Annotated in this window: 15 protein-coding genes and 1 tRNA gene; 7 read left to right on the forward strand and 9 right to left on the reverse strand. The window is 67.2% G+C overall.

Annotated elements, in window-relative coordinates:
* Positions 1-70: 70 nt before the first annotated feature.
* The 6 genes from Q8S38_RS06940 to Q8S38_RS06965 all read right to left on the reverse strand — a co-directional run bounded on the left by Q8S38_RS06940 (position 71) and on the right by Q8S38_RS06965 (position 6,967).
* Positions 71-1,750: an ABC transporter permease gene (locus tag Q8S38_RS06940; RefSeq protein ID WP_305679688.1), complete on the reverse strand. Its 1,680-nt coding sequence runs from the start codon at positions 1,748-1,750 to the stop codon at positions 71-73.
* Entirely contained in the window at positions 1,747-2,760 is a 1,014-nt protein-coding gene (locus tag Q8S38_RS06945; RefSeq protein ID WP_305679689.1) for an extracellular solute-binding protein, read from the reverse strand. Before Q8S38_RS06945 ends, Q8S38_RS06940 begins: the two co-directional genes overlap by 4 nt.
* A 346-nt stretch (positions 2,761-3,106) precedes the next feature.
* Positions 3,107-4,162 carry a DUF2865 domain-containing protein gene (locus Q8S38_RS06950; protein WP_305679690.1) on the reverse strand — a complete coding sequence of 352 codons (1,056 nt, stop codon included), beginning with the start codon at positions 4,160-4,162 and terminating at the stop codon, positions 3,107-3,109.
* Positions 4,163-4,386: 224 nt separating this feature from the next.
* Entirely contained in the window at positions 4,387-4,797 is a 411-nt protein-coding gene (locus Q8S38_RS06955) for an MAPEG family protein (protein WP_305679691.1), read from the reverse strand.
* 153 nt (positions 4,798-4,950) lie between these two features.
* The gene (guaB, locus tag Q8S38_RS06960; protein WP_305679706.1) at positions 4,951-6,444 is read right to left on the reverse strand and encodes an IMP dehydrogenase; all 1,494 of its coding nucleotides are present in this window, start codon (positions 6,442-6,444) and stop codon (positions 4,951-4,953) included.
* Between the two features lie 178 nt (positions 6,445-6,622).
* Entirely contained in the window at positions 6,623-6,967 is a 345-nt protein-coding gene (locus Q8S38_RS06965) for a hypothetical protein (protein ID WP_305679692.1), read from the reverse strand.
* Between the two features lie 238 nt (positions 6,968-7,205).
* On the opposite strand from Q8S38_RS06965, the gene Q8S38_RS06970 reads away from it, so the two are divergent.
* From Q8S38_RS06970 to Q8S38_RS06980, 3 genes are all read left to right on the forward strand, one after another.
* Complete coding sequence (locus Q8S38_RS06970) at positions 7,206-8,657, forward strand: MFS transporter (RefSeq protein ID WP_305679693.1); 1,452 nt, start codon at positions 7,206-7,208, stop codon at positions 8,655-8,657.
* A 93-nt stretch (positions 8,658-8,750) separates the two neighbouring features.
* Complete coding sequence (locus tag Q8S38_RS06975; RefSeq protein WP_305679707.1) at positions 8,751-9,002, forward strand: AbrB/MazE/SpoVT family DNA-binding domain-containing protein; 252 nt, start codon at positions 8,751-8,753, stop codon at positions 9,000-9,002.
* Positions 8,999-9,394, forward strand: coding sequence for a type II toxin-antitoxin system VapC family toxin (locus Q8S38_RS06980; protein ID WP_305679694.1), 396 nt, complete (start codon positions 8,999-9,001; stop codon positions 9,392-9,394). The genes Q8S38_RS06975 and Q8S38_RS06980 overlap by 4 nt, the downstream gene beginning before the upstream one ends.
* 17 nt (positions 9,395-9,411) lie before the next feature.
* Here the strand turns inward: Q8S38_RS06980 and Q8S38_RS06985 are convergent, their stop codons facing one another.
* Together Q8S38_RS06985 and Q8S38_RS06990 are read right to left on the reverse strand one after the other, a co-directional pair.
* Positions 9,412-10,095, reverse strand: coding sequence for an RlmE family RNA methyltransferase (locus Q8S38_RS06985; protein WP_305679708.1), 684 nt, complete (start codon positions 10,093-10,095; stop codon positions 9,412-9,414).
* A 300-nt stretch (positions 10,096-10,395) separates the two neighbouring features.
* Positions 10,396-11,520, reverse strand: a complete 1,125-nt coding sequence (locus Q8S38_RS06990) for a Ppx/GppA phosphatase family protein (protein ID WP_371125850.1) — start codon at positions 11,518-11,520, stop codon at positions 10,396-10,398.
* Positions 11,521-11,881: 361 nt separating this feature from the next.
* Between Q8S38_RS06990 and glpK the strand changes: the two genes are divergently transcribed.
* From glpK to Q8S38_RS07010, 4 genes are all read left to right on the forward strand, one after another.
* A complete protein-coding gene (gene glpK, locus Q8S38_RS06995; protein WP_305679696.1) occupies positions 11,882-13,399 on the forward strand; it encodes a glycerol kinase GlpK in 1,518 nt (505 codons plus the stop codon).
* 228 nt (positions 13,400-13,627) lie between these two features.
* Positions 13,628-13,701 (forward strand) — tRNA-Gln (locus Q8S38_RS07000).
* Positions 13,702-13,784: 83 nt separating this feature from the next.
* Positions 13,785-15,683 (forward strand): DUF6538 domain-containing protein, encoded by a 1,899-nt coding sequence (locus Q8S38_RS07005; protein ID WP_305679697.1) that lies wholly within the window; start codon positions 13,785-13,787, stop codon positions 15,681-15,683.
* A 240-nt stretch (positions 15,684-15,923) separates the two neighbouring features.
* Positions 15,924-16,748: a hypothetical protein gene (locus Q8S38_RS07010; RefSeq protein ID WP_305679698.1), complete on the forward strand. Its 825-nt coding sequence runs from the start codon at positions 15,924-15,926 to the stop codon at positions 16,746-16,748.
* A 417-nt stretch (positions 16,749-17,165) separates the two neighbouring features.
* On the opposite strand, the gene Q8S38_RS07015 is transcribed toward Q8S38_RS07010, so the two are convergent.
* Positions 17,166-17,275 (reverse strand): IS3 family transposase (locus tag Q8S38_RS07015; protein ID WP_305679709.1); only part of this gene is annotated, 110 nt, incomplete at its 5' end.

Consider the following 17,275-nt stretch of genomic DNA (forward strand, 5'->3'; position numbering starts at 1 on the left):
CCCCCCGATTTCGGCAGATAAGCTGTCCTGTGCCCGGTTTAGGACGATGGCCCCGACTTGTCGAGCCGGCTCAGGCGGCCCGGCCGCCAGCGCGCGCCAGCCGGAAGGCCGGATAGAGGCCGGCCAGCACGATCAGGAGGCCGGCGAGCGCGCCATCCTCGAAGGCGCCGCGCGAGGCGTGGCCATAGACCGTGGTGGCGAGCGTCTCGACATTGAGCGGCCGCAGCAGCAGCGTGGCGGGGAGCTCCTTCAGGCAATCGACGAAGACGAGCAGCGCCGCCGCCGCCACCGCGGGGCGGGCGAGCGGCCAGTGCATCTGTCTGATGACCTCGGGCGCGGAGGCGCCGAGCGTGCGGGCGGCGTCGTCGATGCGCGGCGAGATCCGCGACAGCCCGCTTTCGACGCCGGAGATGGCGATGGCGAGGAAGCGCACGACATAGGCGAGGACGAGCGCCGCCCCCGTGCCGATCAGCAGCAGGCCCGGATTGACCCCGAGCCAGCGCTGGGCGGCATTGGCGACGATGTTGTCCAGCGCGGCCAGCGGCACCAGCAGGCCGAGCGCCAGCACTGTTCCGGGCACGGCATAGCCGAGCGAGGCCAGCCGCGACAAAGCCGGCAGCCAGGGTTCGCGCCCCTGGCGGCGGGCTGCGGCGATGCCGACGCCGAGCGCCACGACGATTCCCGCGGCCAGACCGGAAAACAGCAGCGCGTGGACCAGGCTGCGCAGCAGGCCGGCGTCGAGCTGCAGCCAGAGGTCGCGCCGCAGCACCTCGCCGACGAGGAAGCCGATCGGCAGCAGGGCGCCGAGCACGACCGGCAGGGCGCAGGCCAGCGTGGCGGCCAGCGCGCGGCCGCCGCTCAGCGGCACCCGCCCGACGGCGCGCGGCTGGCGCACCGGCAGGGAAAAGCGGCGCTGGCCGCGCAAGCGCGCCTCGATCAGCATCAGCGCCACCACGAGCAGCAGCATGACGCAGGCGATCTGCGCAGCGCCGGCGAGCGAGTTGCGATTGACCCAGGTGGTGTAGATCGACAGCGTCAGCGAGCGCACGCCGAGATATTCGCTGGCGCCGATGTCGTTGAGCGTCTCCAGCAGAGCGAGCGTCAGGCCGGCCGCCAGCGCGGGGCGCGCCATCGGCAGACCGATGCGCCAGAACAGCGTGGCCGGCGTGGCGCCGAGCGTGCGGGCCGATTCGACGATCGCCGCCGCCTGCAGGCCAAACAGCGCCCGCACGCTGAGATAGACGTAAGGGTAGAGCACGATCGCCATGATGCAGATCGCGCCGGGCAGGTTGCGCGGATCGGGAAACCAGTAATCGCGCAGCGACTGCCAGCCGGTGAGGGCGCGCAGGCCCGTCTGAAGCGGGCCCTGGAAGCCGAGGATTTCGACATAGACATAGGCCGTGATGTAGGTCGGCAGCGCGAGCGGCAGGACCAGGAGCCATTCGAGGCTGCGCCGGCCGGGGAACTCGAACTGCGTCACGAGCCAGGCGGTGCCGACGCCGATCAGCGCGCAGAGCAGCCCGACGCCGAGCAGCAGCCGGCCGGTGTCGGCGAGCGCGGCGGGAATGACGTTGGCGGCCAGATGCGGCCAGATCGACGCGGCCTGCGAGGACAGGGCGGTGTAGCCCAGCGCCAGAACCGGCAGGGCGACGAGGCCCGCCCCCAGCAGCGAAGCGAAGACCAGACGCGTCGACGGCCGCCACGCGAGTGGCGACCGTCGGATGTCGGAGAGGGACGTGCTCAGGCTCAATTGTCGAAGCCGACCTTGTCGACGAGATCGGCCGCAGCCTTGCGGTTCCTGGCGACGTCGCCGAGCGGGGTCGTGTCGGGAGTGATCGAACCGAGCAGCTTCACCGCGGCGCTTTCCTTGACGTCGGGATTGACCGGGAATTCGAAATTGCCGTCGGCATAGATCGTCTGCGCCTTTTCGCCGAGCATGTAGTCGATCAGCTTGATGGCATTGTCCTTGTTCGGCGCGTTCTTCGCAACCGCGGCGGCCGAGACATTCACATGCGTCCCGCCATTGGCGAAGGTGGTCTTGAGCGGCTTGATCGCATCGTACCAGCCCTTCTGCTCGTTCTTCGCCTGGCTCATCAGGCCGATGTAATAGGTGTTCATCACCGCGATGTCGCACTGGCCCGACAGGATGTCGCGCGCCACGTCGCGGTCGCCGCCGCTGGGCTTGCGCGCGGTGTTGGCCTTCAGCGCCTTCAGATAGCTCTCGGTCTTCTCGGCGCCGTTGCGGGCGAGATAGGCGGCGAAGAAGGCGTTGTTATAGGGGTGCTGGCCGGAGCGGATGCAGAGCTTGCCCTTCCATTTCGGGTCGGCGAGATCCTCATAGGTGATCGCGTCCTGCTTCACGCGGTCCTTGGAGACGACGACGATGCGGGCGCGCTGGGTCAGCGTCACCCAGTTGTCGCCGGGGCCGCGCAGCGCGGCGGGGACGGTCTTCTCGATCATAGCCGACTTGGCCGGCTGGGTGATGCCGGCCTCGACCAGCCCATTGATCTGGCCGACATCGACCATCAGCATGACGTCGGCAGGGCTGTTGGCGCCCTCGGCGGCGACGCGCTCCTGCAGGCCGTCCTTGAGGAAGACGGCGTTGACCTTGATGCCGGTGTCCTTGGTGAAGGATTCGAGCACCGGGTTCAGCAGGGCCGGCTCGCGCGTGGTGTAGAGATTGACGCTCTGGGCCAGGGCCGGCGTCGCCAGCAGACAGGAGGCGAGCGCAAAGGTCGAAAGGCGTGTCGCGTGGATCATGGTTCGCTCCTTCGGGTTCAAGGCCCGGTTTTTCGCGTTGCGATCGGAGCGGTAGAGCGCGGACAGGCTGTCGTCAACAAAATATCGTTTGATATCAGATAGTTAAACCTGTTCTAAAGAGACCTCTGTTTAGTCTTTTTCTAAAGTTTGGCGGGCGCCATCTGAGCAGCCGCGCATTCTGGCGCCATCTTCTCGCCAGGCCGCGATGCGCCTGTCTGCGCGGGAAGGTCCAAGAGTCGGATCGGGCAGCGCTCATCCTGAGGAGTCGCGCCAGCGGCTTCTCAGGATAAGGGTTGAGGTCGAACGGGCGCCGTGAAGGTGTCCGGCGCCATCGCCGGGCCGAGGCTCAATCGGCGATCAGCGAGATCACCCGCACGGGCCCGCGCCGGACCGGATCGAGCGTGCCGCGCAGGACAAAGCCGATATCGGCATCGCTGGCGACGCTATCGTCCTGAAGGCTGGCCTCGCGCAGCCGCATCTGCCGGCGCAGGCCGCGCGCATCCGCCTCCATGCGCGAGATGCCGACGCGCTCGTCGATCTGCCGGCGCTGGCCCTTGGTGAGTTCGGCGGCGCTGCGGAAGTCGCGGAAATCGCGGGCGCTGTAGGGCCAGCGCGAGCCTCCGACGAAGGTGCGGACCTTGCCGTCGAGCACCACGCTGTCGCCCGGGCGCAGGGTGAAGTCGCGCAGCAGGGAGACGCGCCGCTCGCCGGCCTGGACGATGGCCGGACGGCAGGCGGCGGCGTCGCGCGTGTTTTCATGGCTGTAGGCCATCGGCAGGGCCCGGTAGCGCTGGCCATCGGCGGCCTGGGCGTCGCCGATCTCGGTCGCACCGGCGGCGACGCGGAAGACCTTGACCGGAATGCCGGGATTCGTCGCCTGGCAGAGCGCCTCATGCGCCTTGAGGTCGGAGGCGGCGCGCAGATAGCCGATCGGCGCATGGAAGCCGTCGCAGAGGCGCACGCAGATGGTGCGCGCGACATCGGCGGCGCCGGACACCGTGTCGAGCCTCGCCTGTGTGGTGCGCCGGGGCTGGCGCGGGGGCGTGTCGGCCGCGCGCTGCCGGAAGGGGTTCAACTCGACGGGCGGATGCGCGATCCTGCCGTCGGGTTCCATCCGCAGCAGCGGGATCTGCCAGCCGGAGCGGGCGGGCGCGTAGGCCACGGCGCGGGGCTGGGCCTGCGGTACGGGGCTGGCAGCATAGCTGTTCTGCCTGAGGGCCTGGCGGTTGGCGGCTTCCTGGCGGTGAAAGGCGCGGATGCCGGCATCGTCCTCGGCCTGGACCATCGAGACGGTGAAGACCGCGCCGCCGGCGCCGAGCGCCAGACCCAGCGCCGCCAGGGCAGCGAGGCGGGCGGGGCGGTTTCCCCGCGCGAGGCTACGGGCCGAAACGCCTGACGCCAAAGGCTTTCCGGCGCAAGGCAAAGCCTGCACCCCATCATCACGGACACGCAACATGCGTCGACTCCACCCTACGCTCGTCTACCCGTCCGCCGCCCGCAGGGTGTAGTTTACTTTTCGTTAAGGTTCAACGCTTTGGCGGTCTGCGCCCGGCGAAACGGGCGGGGATGCTTAACGGATGGCACTGGCGCGGAGCTTGTGCCTGCCGCTCAGGGCGCACCGCGTCTTCAGAGGACGGCGAGAACGACGCCGATCCACATGCACAGCAGGACCAGGATACCCAGCGCGAAGACCGACCCGCGCAGCTTGAGCTGGTTGGCGCCGACATGGACCAGCGTGTGGACGACCCGGGTCGCGACATAGGCCCAGGCGAGGCCCGCCATGACATAGCTCGTCGCACCGACCTCCATGGCGAGCATGATCAGCGCGAAGAAGACGACCGGCGTCTCGAACTGGTTGGTGAAATTGGCGGCGGCCAGCCGGGCGGGCTCGGGATAAGCGGTCGTCGAGACCGAGACGTCGGCGATCGTCACCTGCTTGCTGTCGAAGGCCGCCTTGCGCCGCAGGAAGAGGATGGTCAGCACGACGAAGATCCACAGGACCATCGCGAGCGCGGGATAGACCAGCTTGAGCGTCATCGTCGTCTCCGCAACGTCCCGGGAGCGCGGCGTCGGGCCGGCGCGGGATGCGCGGGAGCCAAGCCAAGAATGCCGTCAAATGCAAGCGCGGCGGGCCAGGAGAAGCCCGCCGCGGTGAAGATGACGGTGGATAGTCGGCGCGGCCGCCCGTCGTCAGGAGCGCGTCGGGTAGTTCGGGCTCTCGCGCACGATCGTCACGTCATGGACATGGCTCTCGCGCAGGCCGGCGCTGGTGATGCGGATGAAGCGGGCCTTGGCCTGGTAGTCCTTCAGGTCCTTGCCGCCGACATAGCCCATCGCGGCGCGCAGGCCCCCGGCGAGCTGGTGCAGAACGCTGGAGACCGGGCCCTTATAAGCGACCTGGCCCTCGATGCCCTCGGGTACCAGCTTCAGCGCGTCCTTGATGTCCTGCTGGAAATAGCGATCGGCCGAGCCGCGCGCCATGGCCCCGACCGAGCCCATGCCGCGATAGGATTTGTAGGAGCGGCCCTGGTAGAGGAAGGTCTCGCCGGGGGTCTCGTCGGTGCCGGCGAGCAGCGAGCCGACCATCGCGCAGGAAGCGCCGGCGGCGAGCGCCTTGGCGAGGTCGCCGGAATATTTGATGCCGCCATCGGCGATGACGGGGATGCCGTGCTTGCTGGCGGCGTTGGCGGCGTCCATCACGGCGGTGAGCTGCGGCACGCCGACGCCGGCGACGATGCGCGTCGTGCAGATCGAGCCCGGGCCGATGCCGACCTTGATCGCATCCGCGCCGGCATCGATCAGCGCCTGGGCGCCGCCAGCGGTGGCGATGTTTCCGGCGATGACCTGAACCGCGTTGGAGAGCCGCTTCACCCGCGTCACCGCCTCGAGCACCTTGGCGGAATGGCCATGGGCGGTGTCGACGACGATGATGTCGACGCCGGCGTCGATCAGCATCTCCGAGCGCTCGAAGCCGAGATCGCCGGTCGTGGTCGCCGCCGCCACCAGCAGGCGCCCCTTGCCATCCTTGGCGGCGCTGGGATGGGCGACCTGCTTCTCCATGTCCTTGACGGTGATCAGACCGATGCAGCGGTGATGGTCATCGACGACGAGCAGCTTCTCGATGCGGAACTGGTGCAGCAGCCGGCGGGCCTCCTCCTGCGTCACGCCCTCGCGCACCGTGATCAGCCGGTCCTTGGTCATGATCTCGGAGACGGGCTGCTCGGGATTGGCGGCGAAGCGCACATCGCGGTTGGTGAGGATGCCGACGAGCTTGCCCTTGTGGCCCTGCGGGCCGCGCTCGACCACCGGAATGCCCGAGATCGAATTGTGCTTCATGATGGCGAGCGCGTCGCCCAGCGTCTCGTCGGGATAGATCGTGATCGGGTTGGCGACCATGCCCGATTCGAACTTCTTGACGAGGCGGACCTGCGCGGCCTGCTGGTCGGCCTCGAGATTGCGGTGGACGACCCCGAGGCCGCCGGCCTGCGCCATGGCGATCGCCATCTTCGCTTCCGTCACCGTGTCCATCGCCGAGGCGATGATCGGCAGGTTCAGCGAGATCGTCTTGGTCAGCTGGGTGCGGATGTCGACGTCGGCCGGCATGACCTCCGACGGGCCGGGCTCAAGGAGCACGTCGTCGAAGGTGAAACCGTCGCGAATAAGACCGTCGAGGGAAAGCGTCATCGTCAACTCCATCACCGGCGAGGCCGGCTCCGTTGCGGTTTCGCGGAGGGCGCCCGCGACCGGGTTGACGAGGCCCGTTAGCATGCGTCCGCTGTCGCGGCTAGAGCGCGCCAGCGGATATCTTGCGTTGCAGCATCCGGAGCGTCGCAGCGGGCGCCACAGCGCGCCGGTCCGCGCACTACTGCTGCTGCGCCGGTCCTGACCGCGTCGCCGCCGGAGACGGTGCGCGCGCCGTGGGCTCGACGAAGAAACAGCCCGTCCCCATCATCATTTGGCCCCTGGCGTTGGCCATCTGCTGGCAGTCCTTCTGCCGCATGCAGTTCATGACGCGAAGGGCGTCGCCATAGCCGGGGGAGACCATGCTCTGGGCACAGCCGATTTCCCAGCTGGTCGAAGGGCCCGGGGCCGGCTGGGCCTGGGCGGCGCGCCCGCTCGCACCGGCGAGGCCGAGCCCGGCGAGGATACACAGCCCGGTGAGGCGAAGGCCCCGGCGCAGCGCGGGGAAAGGAAGACGGTCGAACATCGGAGACCTCCGGAAGCGTGACGGGTTGCGCCCCTGCATGCCTCAGATGGGGGCCCGTTTCGTTGGCCGTCACGGCGTTCAACGCATGGCTGCGCTGTTCCGAAGGCTGGGTCGAGGGTCAAGCGCATGGCGGCCTTGCGCCTCGCGCCCGGTCTGGAGGCGAATCTGCGCCGATCCTGCCCTCGTCTTGCCCGGCTCCGGGCGTTAAGGCTGCCATCTCCCCGCGAGGACAACCGTCTTGCAGCGCGCCAAGCTCCTGCCCCTGATCGTCGCCTGTGCGCTGTTCATGGAGAACACCGATTCGACGGTGATCGCGACCTCGCTGCCGGTGATCGCGCAGTCGCTCGGCGAGGATCCGATCTCGCTCAAGCTGGCGCTGACGTCCTATCTCGTCAGCCTCGCCGTCTTCATCCCGATCTCCGGCTGGATGGCGGATCGCTATGGCGCGCGCACGATCTTCCGGGCGGCGCTGGCAGTGTTCATGCTCGGCTCCGTGCTGTGCGCGCTGTCGAACTCGCTCGGCGCCTTCGTCGGCGCGCGCTTCGTGCAGGGCATGGGCGGGGCGATGATGGTGCCGGTCGGGCGGCTGGTCATCCTGCGCAGCGTCAGCAAGTCCGAGCTCGTCGGCGCATTGGCCTACCTCACGGTGCCGGCGCTGGTCGGCCCCGTGGTCGGGCCGCCGCTGGGTGGGTTCATCACGACCTATTTCGACTGGCGCTGGATCTTCTTCATCAACATCCCGATCGGGATCGTCGGCATCGTGCTGGCGACCCTGTTCTTCGAGGATGTGCGCGAGGAGGACGTCGCCCCGCTCGACATCCGCGGCTTCCTGCTTTCGGCTTTCGGCTTCGCCAGCCTGATGCTGGGGCTGGCGACGGGGGGGCGCCATCTCGTGCCCGCCGCCGTGTCCTATGGCTGCGTCGCCGCGGGCATCGCGGCGCTGGTCGCCTACTGGTTCCATTCGCGGCGGATCGCCCACCCGGTGCTGAACCTGTCGCTGCTCAGGATTCCGACCTACCGGATCGGCGTGATCGGCGGCTCGATCTTCCGCACCGGGATTGGCGCGATCCCCTTCCTCCTGCCGCTGATGCTGCAGCTCGGCTTCGGGCTGGATGCGCTGCACTCGGGGCTGATCACCTTCGTCTCGGCGGCAGGCGCCTTGCTGATGAAGACGGCGGCGAAGACGATCCTCGCGCGCTTCGGCTTCCGGCGCGTCCTGACCTTCAACGCCGTGGTCGGCGCGGCGTTTCTGGCGGCCTCGGGCCTGTTCACGCCAACGACCCCGCATTGGCTGATGCTGGGCGTGCTGCTGATCGGCGGTTGTTTCCGCTCGCTGCAGTTCACCGGCATCAACGCGCTGAGCTATGCCGACGTCTCCAACAAGGAGATGTCGGGGGCGACCAGCCTGTCGAGCGTGGCGCAGCAATTGTCGCTGAGCATGGGCGTCACGATCGGCGCTTTCGCGCTGGAGAGCGCGCATGCGGTCCATGGTGGCGCGACGCTGGGCGCGGGCGATTTCTGGCCGGCCTTCGTGCTGGTCGGGCTGATCTCGGCCTCGTCGGTCTTCATGATGGCGCGGCTCGCCCCCGACGCTGGTACGGAAGTCTCCGGGCATCTGCTGGGCGGTGCACGGACGAGCGCCCCCAAGGCGACGGCCCAGGCGATTTCGGACCAGAAGCCGCTGGAATAGTGGATGTCGCGGCGGCCTGCGATCGTTGTTGATAATGCGAGTTTGCATTATCTTCGGATCAACGAGGAGCGCCAAGCCGTGGCTGCCAAAGCCATGACCGTCTTGACCGTCACCGCGCGGGGCCAGGTGACCTTTCGCAAGGACGTCATGCAGCATCTCGGCATCAAGCCGGGCGAAAAGATCGAAATCGCACTTCTGCCGGATGGCCGGGCGTCATTGAAGGCGGCGAGGCCATCGGTGAGCATAGATGCCTTCATCGGCCTCCTCGCGGGCAAGACGAATATCGTCGCCACGATCGAGGATATCGAGGAGGCGTCGGCACGCGGCTGGGCCGGCGAGGAATGAAGATCATCGCCGATATGAATGTCCTCATCCGCTCGGTCGTGCGCGACGATCCTGGTCAGGCCCTCGTCGCCGCCGCAATCCTGCAGGATGCCTCGCTGATCGTGATCACGGTTCCCTGTCTTTGCGAGTTCGCCGGGGTGTTGCGCAAGATCTATGGTTTCGAGCGTTCAGTCGTTTCGGCTGCGATCCGCGCGCTGCCGGCGGCCGCCAATGTCGAGATGAACCGGCCCGCGGTCGAAGCCGGCCTGAGCCTGTTTGATGCCGGGAGCGATTTCGCCGATGGAGCCATCTGCCATGAGGGCGAGTGGCTCGGCGGCGAGATGTACGTGTCGTTCGATCGGAAGGCCGTCACGCTGTTGAAGGCTCAGGGCAGGGCAGCGCGATTGCTGTGAGCGCCGGGGGCGGACCGTCAACCCTCCCCCTGATCCTCTGGCGCATCCGCCTTGCGCCGGAACCCCGTCGCCAGCACGTAGAGCTCCGAGGAATCCGAGCGGCTTGCGCCGGGCTTGAGGTTGCGCACCGTCGTGAAGTCGCGCTTGAGCTGCGCCAGCAGTTCGGCGCTCTCGCCGCCCTGGAAGAGCTTGGCGAGGAAAAACCCGCCGGGCGCCAGGATGGTGTGGGTGAACTCCAGCGCGGCTTCGGCGAGCGCGATGATCTTGAGGTGGTCGGTCTTCTTGTGGCCGGTGGTGTTGGCCGCCATGTCCGACATCACGCCATCGGCGCGCCCGCCCAGCCGCTGCGTCAGCAGGGCAGGGGCTTCCTCGGCCATGAAATCCATCTCGATCAGGTCGACCCCGGGAATCGGATCGACCGGCAGGAGGTCGATGCCGACGATCCGGCCCTTGCCCTTCTCCAGCCCGACGCGCATCGCCGCGATCTGGCACCAGCCGCCCGGCGCGCAGCCGAGATCGATCAGCTTCTGTCCCGATTTCAGGAATTTGAAGCGGTCGTCCATCTCCTCGATCTTGAAGGCGGCGCGCGAGCGATAGCCCATCTCGCGGGCCCGCTTGACGTAAGGGTCGTTGAGCTGGCGCTCGAGCCAGAGCTGCGAGGAGTGCTTGAGCTTGCCGGCCTTCTTGACCTTGACGCGCATGTCGCGGGCGCCGCCCGACTTGCCGGCGACGCCGACCACCTTGCCCGCCGTCTTGCTGCCGGTATTGGCAGCGGCCTTCACGGCCGTCCCGACGCCGGCGCCGGCCGTCATGGCAGCCGACGGCGCTGCCGTCTTGACGGCGGTTCGTGGCGCGGGCTTGCCCGGGATCCGCGAGACCGGCTTGGTTTTGGTCTTGCCGCCGGTCTTGCCAACGCTCCTGCCGGCTGACTTGCCGCCCGATTTGACGGTGCTCATGCCTGAACCGTTCGGGCAGAGGCGGGCTGTATCGCAAGCGTCATGTCATCTCCGGCGCCACCAGGCGCGGTCCTCATGCATCATCCGGAGCAGGATGCCCTCGCGCAGGCCGCGATCGGCGATCCGCACCCGTTCGCTCGGAAAGGCGCGGCGGATCGCCTCGAAGATGGCGCAGCCGGCCAGGACGAGATCGGCACGCTCGCGGCCGATGCAGGCATTGGCCGCACGGGCTGCATAGTCCATTTCGACGAGCCGGTCGATGACGGCGAGAATCTCCTCCTGCCGCATCCACAATCCATCGACCTCGCGGCGGTCGTAGCGGGCGAGGCCAAGATGGATTCCCGCCACCGTCGTCACCGTGCCCGAGGTGCCGAGCAGGTGGAAATTGCGCGCGTTGCGCGCGGCGGCCGCCTTCTGGGCAAAGGGGGCAAGCTCCCGGGCGCAATCCTCGACCATGGTCTCGAACAGGCTGCGGCCGACATCTATGCCGCCATAGCGCTCGGCCACCGTGACCACCCCGATCGGCAGCGAGGCCCATTCGCGGATACGCGCGGCGGGGTCTCGCGCCTCGGCGCGCCCGCCCATCCAGACGATCTCGGTCGAACCGCCGCCGATGTCGAAGACGATGACGCCCTCGGCGGTGGGGTCCGCCAGCGCCGCGCAGCCGGAGACGGCCAGCGCGGCTTCGGTGCGCTGGTCGATAATCTCGAGCTCGAGCTCCGCCTCGGCGGCGACGCGGCGAACGAACTCCGAGCCGTTGATCGCGGCGCGGCAGGCCTCCGTCGTCACCAGCCTGGCGCGGCTGACGTTGCGGTGGAGCATCTTGCCGCGGCAGATCTTCAGCGCCTCGACGGCGCGATCCATCGCCGCGTCGCAAAGCCGGCTGCTGGCCGCCAGCCCCTCGCCGAGTCGGACGATCCGCGAAAACGCATCGACGACGCGGAAGCCGTGCTGGGCTGGCCGCGCGATCAGCAGGCGGCAGTTGTTGGTGCCAAGATCGAGCGCGGCATAGGTCGTCGGCGCCGCCCGGGCGAGCTCGGGCGCAGCGGGCTCGGTCCAGGGCGGGACGGGCGCCGCCGGCGGGCGGCCCACGGCCAGCCGCGGTTGCGAATCGGCACGGGTCGCGGCGCCGCCCAGATCGGGGTCGACGCCGTGAAACTGCGGAACCATCGCTGCCGCGATATCCCGCTCCTGCCGGTCCTCGACCGTCACTGTGCCCGTTCCTCTGGCCTGCCGCACCGACCTCCGCGACGAGGCTGAAATCGTTGCGGCCGAGCCGGGCGAAACCCCGGCTGCCTCTTTGGAATCAAAGCGTAACAAGAGCAGGAGCATAGTGCCAAGCGGAACATGCCGCCGCGCTGCGATCACCGGTGGAGGTTTCGCGGTCGCGGTGTCGCAGCCCGTGTTCGCGGCCGGTTTTGCCGGCCTCGCGCCGTCGTCACCGCCCCTTGCCCCGGCGGGCGACCTTCGGCCAGTGTCCGCGGCCATGGGCCCGGTACTGAAGGCCGTCTGAGCAGGGAAGGAGGCCGCCATGGCCGGCGCACGTCATATCCTCGCGATCGACCAGGGCACGACGTCCTCGCGCGCGCTGGTCTTCGATTCGGGGCTCAACCTCGTCGCCAGCGCGCAGCGCGAGTTCGCGCAGCATTTTCCGGCGTCGGGCTGGGTCGAGCACGAGCCCGAGGACATCTGGGAGAGCGTGCTGTCGACCTGCCGCGAGGCGCTCGCCAGGGCCGGGCTCGACGCCGGGGCAATCGCCGCGATCGGCATCACCAACCAGCGCGAAACCACGCTGATCTGGGACCGCAAGACCGGGCGCGCCATTCACCGCGCCATCGTCTGGCAGGACCGGCGCACCGCCCCGGCCTGCGCCGCGCTCGTCGCCGCCGGCCATGAGGGGCTGGTCGCGGCGCGAACCGGCCTGCGCATCGACCCTTATTTCTCGGCCACGAAGATCGCCTGGTTGCTCGACAATGTGCCGGGCGCGCGGCGGCGGGCGGAAGCGGGCGAACTCGCCTTCGGCACGGTCGACTCATTCCTGCTCTGGCGGCTGACCGGCGGGGCCGTGCATGCCACCGATGCGACCAACGCCTCGCGCAGCCTGATCTTCGACATTCATCGCGGCGTCTGGGATGAAGACCTGCTCGCCCTGTTCGACATTCCCGCGGCGCTGCTGCCGGAGGTGAAGGATTGCGCCGGGCTGTTCGGGCAGACCGCGCCGGAGCTGTTCGGCGCCGCCATTCCGGTGCGCGGCATCGCCGGCGACCAGCAGGCGGCGACGATCGGCCAGGCCTGTTTTTCGCCCGGCATGGTGAAATCGACCTATGGCACCGGCTGCTTTGCCCTGCTCAACACCGGCGCGACGCCGGTCGCCTCGCAGCACCGGCTGCTCAGCACGATCGCCTATCAGCTCGAGGGCCGGCGGACCTACGCGCTGGAGGGCTCGATCTTCATCGCAGGCGCCGCCGTGCAATGGCTGCGCGACGGGCTCGGCCTCATCCAGGACGCCGCCGAGACCGGCCCGCTGGCGCGCGCCGCCGACCCGACGCAGGAGGTCTATCTGGTTCCGGCCTTCGTCGGGCTCGGCGCGCCGCATTGGGACGCCGATGCGCGGGGCGCGATCTTCGGGCTGACCCGCAACAGCGGCCCGCGCGAATTCGCCAGGGCCACGCTGGAAAGCGTCTGCTACCAGACGCTGGATCTGATCGAGGCGATGCATGCCGACTGGGCGAAGGCCGCGGGCGGGGCCGGGCAGGGGGCGCGCTCGGTGCTGCGGGTCGATGGCGGCATGGCGGCCTCCGACTGGACGATGCAGCGCCTCGCAGACCTGCTCGACTTGCCCGTCGACCGGCCGAGCCTGCGCGAGACCACGGCGCTGGGCGCGGCCTATCTCGCCGGGCTCGACGCCGGGCTTCTGCCCGAGCCGGCCCGCTTCGCCGATCTCTGGCGGCTGGAGCGGCGCTTCACGCCCGGCATGGCCGCCAGCGAGCGCAGCCGCAAGATCGCCGGCTGGCGCGACGCGGTGCGGCGGACGCTGAGCACGGGCTGAAGTCCCGACCGGCGCTCGGGCCGGCTCCCATTCGAGCCGCCGGCTGCGGTCCGCCCCCCGGGATGGCCGCGGGGGGCGGCCCCTGCCCACGCCGCAAGCCCTCCGGAGAGGGCTTCGCATCGGCGAGCAAGGGCTGATCCCGACGCCCGCATTCGGGGCTTGCCATTCGGCGAAGCTTTGATTAGACCCCGCGACACCAAAGGCGAGCGCGACACGCGCCACGGCCATTGGGGGATCGTCTAACGGTAGGACCCCAGACTCTGACTCTGGTTGTCTAGGTTCGAATCCTAGTCCCCCAGCCACTCACGTGGCTTTCTCCATCAAATCAGCATGTTAGCGCAGTCGGTTGGAATCTGGGCCCCCAGTTTGCCACAGGGCTGGGCACATGCGTGGGCACAACACTTTCCTCGAACGCCACGGTGACGGCTGGAGGTTCCGGGTTCGGATCCCCTCGAAGCTTGCGGCTTTCATCAATCGCAGCGACCTTCGATTGACACTTGGTCGAATCGATCGGCGCGAGGCTTTGCGGCGTGCTCGGCTCATGCGGGTCGATGCCGAACAGCTTTTCGTCGAACTGGGCACAACGATGGACGTCGCCAAAGCGCAGCAGGGCATCGATGCCTGGAAGAACAGGTGGCTGGCCGAAATCGCTAGTCGGCTCGTCACCGAGGGCCGCATCATCATCACCGAAAAGGAGATGAAGGGAGAAGAAGGCCTCGCGGTCGACCTCATGCTGCGCATGGCCATGTGGTTGAAGACGCAGACGCTGGATGCGCGGATCAAGCGCGCTCTTGCAGGGTTCGAACCGGAACGCCTCGAACTCGGCCCGATCATCCAGGCCGGGCTGCATCACGCGGGGGTAAGCGACAACACACCGCCTCACGTCCGGGCGGCGCTGACGGCGGCCGTCCTCAAGGCCTACGCGGAAGGACAGCGTCAGATCGATGCCATAGGGCAGGGCGATCTCGAAGCCATTGCAGCCGCGCTGTCTTTGGCGGGCGTACCTATGGATGACTTGAACAGCATGGCGGGGGCGCCACCCGCTGCTCCGGCGGCTCAAGCCAAGACTGATCCAGCCTCGAGGCCGAGTTCGCCGGCTCGCACGCAGAGCGAAACTGTCGAAGATGGGGAGACGTTTGAGGCCAGCTGGGCTGACTTCGTGCGCGACAAGATCGACTTGACCCGGCAGTGGAAACGTTCACGTCGGCCCGAACTGACGGCCACCTTGCGTATCTGGCTCTGGATCATTGGCCAGGTCTCGCCTTCCGACGTGACGAAAGCGGAGCTGGCGAAATTCAGATCCGTGTTTCTCCAGCTGCCAGCTGATTACAGCCGAGCGCCGGCTTATGCAGACACGCCGGCTGAAGACCTGATCCGCCTGGCACAGTCCGAGACGCCCAAGGCCGTGCGCGTGTCGGCGGAGACGCTGAACAAACACATGTCGACTTTGAAGTCCTATTTTGTCTGGTTGTTTGATCAAGGGCGGCTGAGCATCGACCCTGCAAAGATGTTTTCGGGTCTGTACGTCAAACCGAAGAAAAAGGGGCGCGGAGGACGCGGTGAGCGCAACGAGTACACCGATGACGAGTTTCGCGCCATGTTCAGCAGCCCGGTCTGGATGGGTCGGAAATCGGAACGCATTTTGACGCAGCCAGGCGATTACATCAGGCGGGACAGTCTCTACTGGGCGCCGCTGCTGGCGGCCTATCAGGGTGCACGGCGCGAGGAGCTGGCCCAGGTTCGCGTTCGACACTTCGTCCAGATCGAGGGGGTCTGGGTACTGAACCTCAATGCGGTCGATCTGACGCTCAAGGCCGACGATGGGTTCGAGGACGAGGGCAGCCGTCGGATCCTGCCCTTGCATCGCGATATTCTCAGGCTCGGATTCCTGGAGGCATGCATCCTCGGTCGCGATGGGGATGACCAGCTGTTCCCGGAGCTTTCGAATTCGAACGCCTCGGAAGCTTTTGGAGCGGCGCTGGGACGGCGATTTGGGCATTACCAGCAGGCGATGAAGTTTTTCGGTCCCGGCGTGGAGGGGGGCCTTCACCGCTTCAGGCATTCATTTACGACCAGGTTGGAAAACACCTCGGCCAAGAGCGCTTTTATCGAAGAGCTGACCGGTCACGAAGGTCCGGCTCGAAGGTCTGAGCGGGGCAGGTATACAAAGGCGATCCATGTCCAGAACCTGAAGCGAACGATCGACATGCTTGAGCTGCCAATCGATGTGGACGCGCTTTTGGCAGCTGTTCAGAGGTGCTCTACGAACGGTCGTCGTCAGTGATATCGCGCAAGCGGGGCACTAGATCGCATCGTACAGCACGCGCTTCGCAAGATTGAATGAAACGCTGATCCTCGGGGCTTCTTTCAGACGTCATGCGCTGGGCCATTGCCGATGGCCTATCCACGTGAAAAATCACTGAAAGTGGCGTCTGCGGAGAAATCGTCGATTTATTCGACGGGTGAGGATTGACGATATCTGGATTCGCCCGGACCCTTTTCGGGAACATTCCGGAGCGAACTGATGGCCATCACATTTGAGCGGGGAGTAGCTGAGCGGTCCGCGCTGCGGCGTCGAGCCTCGGTCCTCGCCAAGGCTAGCGTTTGTAACTTCGCGGCGGCTATGAAAGTGAGCGGAGGCGCCGCTCTCTTTGCTGACCTTGGCCTGACAGTGGGCGCGGTGAGAGACCTTGTCGCCAGGCTCGCCGACCCGACTGAACGGGCCAGATTGAAGGCCCTGGGCGAGGAATACCTTCCCCGTGAGCGTCCGGTCGAGAGTGCGAATGTCAGCTCGGGTGAACTGCCCGACGATCAGGCGTCCCGGTCGGATGAGCCGATTGCTGGCAAGCTGTCGGAGGTGGGCCAGTTGACGCATTCAGCTGCTGAGGCTGGCGGGCCGGCTGACATGCCCCATGACGTCCTTACCGCCGGCGAGGAAACTTGCGGTCAGTCCATCACCGGCAGGCCGATCGTGGAGACTTCGCACTCATCCGAGCCCGTTACGATGCGGGGTCATTCAAGCTTCGCGAAGGCGGCGTTGCCGCGCGGGGATGGTGCTATGGTCCCGGCCCTCGATCATCTCGCGCTCCTCGCCGACTTGACGGCAGAGGCCGCCGCCCCCGTTGTCGCGATTTCTAACCTGGAGCCAACTGGGCAGCAGGGTGGGTCTGACGATGATAAGCAGGCGCCCCGCTTTGACCATGCAGGTTTTCCGATCAGCCTGATCGCAGCGGCGTTGCAGTCCGGTGCGCTCGCTCCCGCTCCTCCGTCACGAGATCATGGCGCAGCACTGCTGGCGGCAGATGAGCAGGGGTCGCCATCGGTTGCTGTTGGTGCTGCTCCTGATTAGCGACGACTTATATGGAGACAGGCCCGTGAACAGTCCGCGGGCAGCGTCGAGTTCTGGCTGTTGGAGCCTGAGGCTTTCGATCCGTTCAAGTCCATACAGGCGGTCTATCAGCGAGATGCGCAGGCCATGTATGCATGGACTAACGCAAGGTGTGCATGGACTAACGGCTAAAGGGTGTGGAGTAACGGGTGGGAAACGAGAACTTTGCGAAGAGGCTAAAAAACTACGGCCGGGCAGCGGTGGGCCATATCCGCCGGGCCGGACGCGTGTTTGGCCACACGGCCAAGGACATAAATCTCAACCACCTCGTGGCTTCGGTACATTCGGAAAGACTGTGCTTGGTTTCGGCGTCCGTTAGGATCTACCGCCAGCAGCTCCACCTCGCCGTGGCCTGCTGCCGGTTTCGTGGACGGTCAGTTAAGCTAATCCCACCTTCATTTCGAACTCGGCCGGGCTGAGATAGCCGATGGCCGAGTGCCTGCGGATCGTGTTGTAGAACCTCTCGACGTAGTCGAACACATCTGCCC

It is taken from the genome of Allobosea sp. (assembly GCF_030695125.1).
Classification (GTDB): domain Bacteria; phylum Pseudomonadota; class Alphaproteobacteria; order Rhizobiales; family Beijerinckiaceae; genus Allobosea.